Genomic DNA, 4,820 nt, shown 5'->3' on the forward strand with positions numbered 1-4,820 from the left:
GCGCCCTCGCGCTGCCCGGCGTCGCGTGCCGGGCGGCGGCCCCGTTCCCTCCCGCCGGGCGGCGCGCTCCCCCGCCCGCGTCCCCGGGCCGCTACCGGGCGAGCACCTCCAGCGTCCGGTCCACGTCGTCGGCCGTGTTGTACAGGTGGAACGAGACCCGGAGGTTCCCGGCGCGCACCGACGCGTCGACGCCAGCGGCCTCCAGCGCCTCCCTGCGCCCGCCGAGACCCGGCGCCCCCACGACCGCGGACCCCTCCGCGGCGACCAGGTCGTGCCCCGCCTCGGCCATGCCCTTGCGGAACCGGTCGGCGAGCGCCGTGACGTGCGCGTGCACGGGCGCGGTCCCGAGCTCCTCCAGCAGCGCGAGGGAGTGCTGCGCGCCGTGGTACGCGAGGAAGGACACGCTCTCGTCGTACCGCCGCGCCGATCCGGCCAGTTCACGCACCGGGCCGTACGTGGACTGCCAGGGGTCGGCCCCCGCGACCCATCCCGCGTGCAGGGGCGCCAGCGTCTCCTGCGCCTCTTCGGTGACGGTCAAGAACGACGTGCCACGCGGGGAGCAGAGGAACTTGTAGCCGCCGGTCACGGTGTAGTCCCACTCCCCCGCACCGAACGGCAGCCAGCCCGCCGCCTGCGTCGCGTCGAGCAGCGTACGGGCCCCGTGCGCCGCGGCGGCCTCCCGCACCGCGGGCAGATCGGCGAGCCGGCCGTCCGCCGACTGGACGGCGGAGAGCGCGACCAGGGCGGTGCGGGCGTCGACGGACTCGGCGAGCCGGTCGAGCGGCACCTGGCGGACGGGCAGCCCGCGCACCGCGAAGGGGGTGACGAGGGAGCTGAACTCGCCCTCGGGGACCAGCACCTCCCCGCCCTGCGGGAGGGAGCCCGCGACCAGCGCCACATGGACGCAGACGGCGCTGCCGGCGGCGACACGGTCGGCCGCCACCCCCACGAGCCGGGCGAACGAGGAGCGGGCCGCCTCGACGGTGTCGAAGCTTCCCGCGCCCGCCCACCGGCGGCCGGTGGCGTTGGCCGCCGCGAGTTCCTGCACGGCGCTCACCGCCCTGCGCGGCAGCAGGCCGCAGGCCGAGGTGTTCAGGTACGCCGTGCCGGGCGCGAACTCCGCGCCGCCGAGCCGATGCGAGAGGTCCATGGCCCGAGCTTGATCGGCCCCGCGCCGCCGCGTCAATCGGCTGTGCGGCTCAGACGGCGGCGCCCCGCGTCTCCCACGCCTGCTGGAGCGCCTGGGTGAACAGCTCAGCGGGCTGCCCGCCGGAGACGCCGTAGCGCCGGTCCAGCACGAAGAACGGCACGCCGGTGGCGCCGAGCTCCGCCGCCTCGCGCTCGTCCGCCCGCACCTCCTCGGCGTACGCCTCCGGGTCGCCGAGCACGGACGCGACCTCCGCCTCGTCGAGCCCCGCCTCGACGCCCAGCGCGAGCAGCGTCTCGCGGGCGTAGACGGACCGCTCCTCGGCGAAGTTGGCCCGGTAGGCGAGATCGAGCAGCTCGCTGTGGCGGCCCCGCGCCTTCGCGAGGTGGAGCAGGCGGTGGATGTCGAAGGTGTTGCCGTGGTCGCGCCCCTCGATGCGGTAGCCGAGGCCCTCGGAGCGGGCGTTGGACGCCACCTGCTCCTCCATCGCGGCGGCCTCCTCGCGCGTGCGCCCGTACTTGGCGGCGAGCATGTCCACGACGGTCTCGCCACTGGCGGCCGCGGCCCGGGGATCGAGCTCGAACGACCGGTGCACGACCTCCACCTCGTCGCGGTGGGGGAAGGCGGCGAGGCCCTTCTCGAAGCGGGCCTTGCCGATGTAGCACCAGGGGCAGGCGATGTCGCTCCATATCTCGACGCGCATGGTGGTCCGGTGTCCGTTTCTCTCGGTGGGCGGGCCGGCGCCGACGCTCGGTGGGCCCGGCCCGCACCCACCGCAGCACGAAACGCCCGGCGGGCCGAGGGCATTCCCCGCTCCGCCGGGCGTCCCCGCCCGTGGCCCCCGCAGCGGCACGCCCCGGCGACGCGAGGGGCCCGGAGTGCCGGACGGGATCTTCAGCGCCGGGCCTCCAGGTCCAGTTCCGCCCACGTCGTCTTGCCCTCCGGCGTGAACCTGCTGCCCCACCGGTCCGCGGTCTTCGACACGAGGAACAGGCCGCGGCCGGTCTCCTCCGTCACCCGCGCGTGCCGCAGCCGCGGGGAGCTGCTGTCCGCGTCCGAGACCTCGATCACGAGGGCCGAGGTGCGGATCAGCCGCAGCCTGACGGGACTGAGCCCGTAGCGGACCGCGTTCGTGACCAGTTCGCTGACGATCAGCTCCGTCGTCGGCCCCGCGGCGTCCAGCCCCCATGCGTCGAGCTGCCGCGAGGCGGCGGCCCGGGCGTCCGCCACCGCCGACGGGTGGAGGGGCAGCTCCCAGGTGGCGACCTGCTCCGGGGCGAGCACCCGGGTGCGGGCCAGCAGCAGCGCGATGTCGTCCTCGACGTTCAGCCCCGCCGTCATGGAGTCCACGACGCTGCGGCACAGCGGGTCGAGCGGGTCGCCGGGGGCGGCTGCCGAGACCGCCGCGGCCAGCCGGTCCAGCCCGGTGTCCAGGTCGGAAGTGCGGCGCTCGACGAGCCCGTCGGTGAACAGCGCGATCATGCTGCCCTCGGCGAGTTCCAGCTCCACCGACTCGTACGAGCCGACGCCCATGCCGACCGGAGCCCCCGGCGGCAGGTCGGGGAACGAGACGGAACCGTCCGGGTCGATGATCGCCGGCGGAGGGTGCCCGGCGCGGGCCAGGGTGCAGATCCGGGTCACCGGGTCGTAGACCGCGTAGACGCAGGTGGCCGCCATGGTGGGCGGGGAGAACGCCTCGGCGGCCTCGGGCTGCACACCCGTCGCCGTGCCGGCGCCCGGGGAGACCTCCGACGCGGACAGGTGCACCGCGAGGTCGTCGAGGTGGGCGAGCAGTTCGTCCGGGGGCAGGTCGAGGTCGGCCAGCGTGTGCACGGCCGTACGGAAACGGCCCATCGCCGCCGCCGCGTTGATGCCGTGCCCCACGACGTCCCCGACGACCAGGGCGTACCGGGCACCCGCCAGCGGGATCACGTCGAACCAGTCGCCCCCGACGCCCTCGTGGACGTCGGTGGGCAGGTAGCGGGAGGCGACGTCCACCGTCGTGCCGCCGGACAGGCTCCGGGGCATCAGGTTGCGCTGGAGGGCGAGGGCCGCCGTGCGCTCGCGGGTGTAGCGGCGGGCGTTGTCGACGCTGAGTCCCGCCTGGAGGCCGAGTTCCTCGGCGAGCAGCAGGTCGTCGCGGGAGAACGGCGCCACGTTGCGCGACCGCCCGAAGATCGCGACGCCGAGGATCGCCCCGCGCGCCTTGAGGGGGACGACCATCAGGGAGTGGATGCCCGTGCGCTCCATCGCCGCGACGCGCTCCGGTTCGGTCGGCCGCCAGGTGTCCCACTGCGCGCGTATCTCGGGCTCGAAGATCGACGTACCGCCCTGGGCGGCGGCCAGGTACGGCGAGCCGGGGCGCACGAAGACCACCTGGCCGTCCTCGAACGCCGACTCCGGCACCCCCTCGTGCACGGACGCCGCGGCGGCCCGGCGGTAGAGCGGGACGCGGTCGTCCGTGGGCTCGATCCGCTCCAGCGGCCCGCCGTCGAAGGGCACGGTCTCCGTCAGGTCGACGGCGACGAAGTCCGCGAGCAGCGGGACGGTGACGTCCGCGAGTTCACGCGCCGTCGTGACGACGTCCAGGGTGGTGCCGACCTGCCGGCCCGCCCGGCTGAGCACCGACAGGCGCGCGCGGGCCCAGCTGTTGGTGATGTCGACCGCGATGGTGCACACGCCGATCGGCAGCCCGGCCGCCGTGTCGAGGCGGAAGAAGGACGACGAGAAGACCCGCTCCTGGCCGCCGTCCTCGGACGTCCAGCGGAACTCGTGGTCGATGACCGGCTCGCCGCTTCGCAGCACGCGCCGCATCACGCTCTCCGCCGTGATCGTGTCGAAGCCGCGCAGGGCCTCGTGGACCGGGCGCCCGATGTCGCGGTTGCGGAAGGCTCCTGCCTCGTGCTCGGCGGTGGTGTTGAGCCAGATGCAGTTGAGATCCGTGTCCCAGAGGGCGAGGGCGACCGGCGCGTGGTCGAGCAGCGTGCGCATGACGGCCGCCCGCACCGGCGGCACGTCGCCGGCGTCCGCGAACTCCGACGCCCACAGGAACCAGTGGGTCGACCCGTCGGCCCGGCGCAGCGGCACCGCCTCCACGTTGGCCCGTACGACCCTCCCGTCGCGGTGGCGCAGGTCCTTCACTCCCGACCAGTGCCGCGCGCCGCTCACGGCCTGCGTCCGCTCCTGCCGGCGGCCCGGCTCGATCTTCGTGTCGGGAACGTCGTCCTCGGGGCGCCCCGGCGGGGCGGGCGTGCGGGAGGCGAGGAGTTCCTCGCCGCATCTGCCGACGACCTCGTCCGCCGGGTAGCCGAGCAGGCGCTGCGCGCCGGGCGTCCACCCGGCGACGCGTCCGCGGTCGTCGACGACCGCCACGGCGGCCACGGTCAGTCCGAGCGCGGTCTGGAAGGGGGCGAGCGCGGCAGCGGGCGCCACGGGGGCGGGGCCACCGGGGGGACGACGCTGTCGGAGTGGGGACTCAGGGATCTCTTCACCGCAAGCGGCCATGGGTGCCTTCCCGCGCAACGTACCGGATTGTCCGAGGATGCTCCCCTTGTCGGGCTCCGTAAAGTGCCCTGGTCAGAGGTGTCGCGGGACAGGCGGGGTCGGGGTCCGCGCGCGGGCCGGGCGGGCGCGGCCGGGACGTCGCGCGGCAGGCGGGGCCGGGCCGGGCGGG

The 4,820-nt window shown here is 75.4% G+C and carries 3 protein-coding genes; all 3 read right to left on the reverse strand.

What is annotated here, in order from left to right; all coding sequences use genetic code 11:
- Window positions 1–91 precede the first annotated feature (91 nt).
- Entirely contained in the window at window positions 92–1,150 is a 1,059-nt protein-coding gene (locus tag L1885_RS23645; RefSeq protein WP_235799192.1) for an aminotransferase class V-fold PLP-dependent enzyme, read from the reverse strand.
- Between the two features lie 49 nt (window positions 1,151–1,199).
- Window positions 1,200–1,850, reverse strand: a complete 651-nt coding sequence (locus tag L1885_RS23650) for a DsbA family oxidoreductase (RefSeq protein WP_235799193.1) — start codon at window positions 1,848–1,850, stop codon at window positions 1,200–1,202.
- Window positions 1,851–2,041: 191 nt separating this feature from the next.
- The gene (locus L1885_RS23655; RefSeq protein ID WP_235799194.1) at window positions 2,042–4,579 is read right to left on the reverse strand and encodes a SpoIIE family protein phosphatase; all 2,538 of its coding nucleotides are present in this window, start codon (window positions 4,577–4,579) and stop codon (window positions 2,042–2,044) included.
- Between the last annotated feature and the right edge of the window lie 241 nt (window positions 4,580–4,820).

The organism is Streptomyces fuscigenes (genome assembly GCF_021556455.1).
In the GTDB taxonomy this organism is placed as follows: Bacteria; Actinomycetota; Actinomycetes; order Streptomycetales; family Streptomycetaceae; genus Streptomyces; species Streptomyces fuscigenes.

What these genes read in the sequence shown, in the direction of transcription:
- L1885_RS23650 (WP_235799193.1), bottom strand. Translation starts at nt 1,850, where the DNA reads ATGCGCGTCGAGATATGGAGCGACATCGCCTGCCCCTGGTGCTACATC.
- L1885_RS23645 (WP_235799192.1), bottom strand. Translation starts at nt 1,150, where the DNA reads ATGGACCTCTCGCATCGGCTCGGCGGCGCGGAGTTCGCGCCCGGCACG.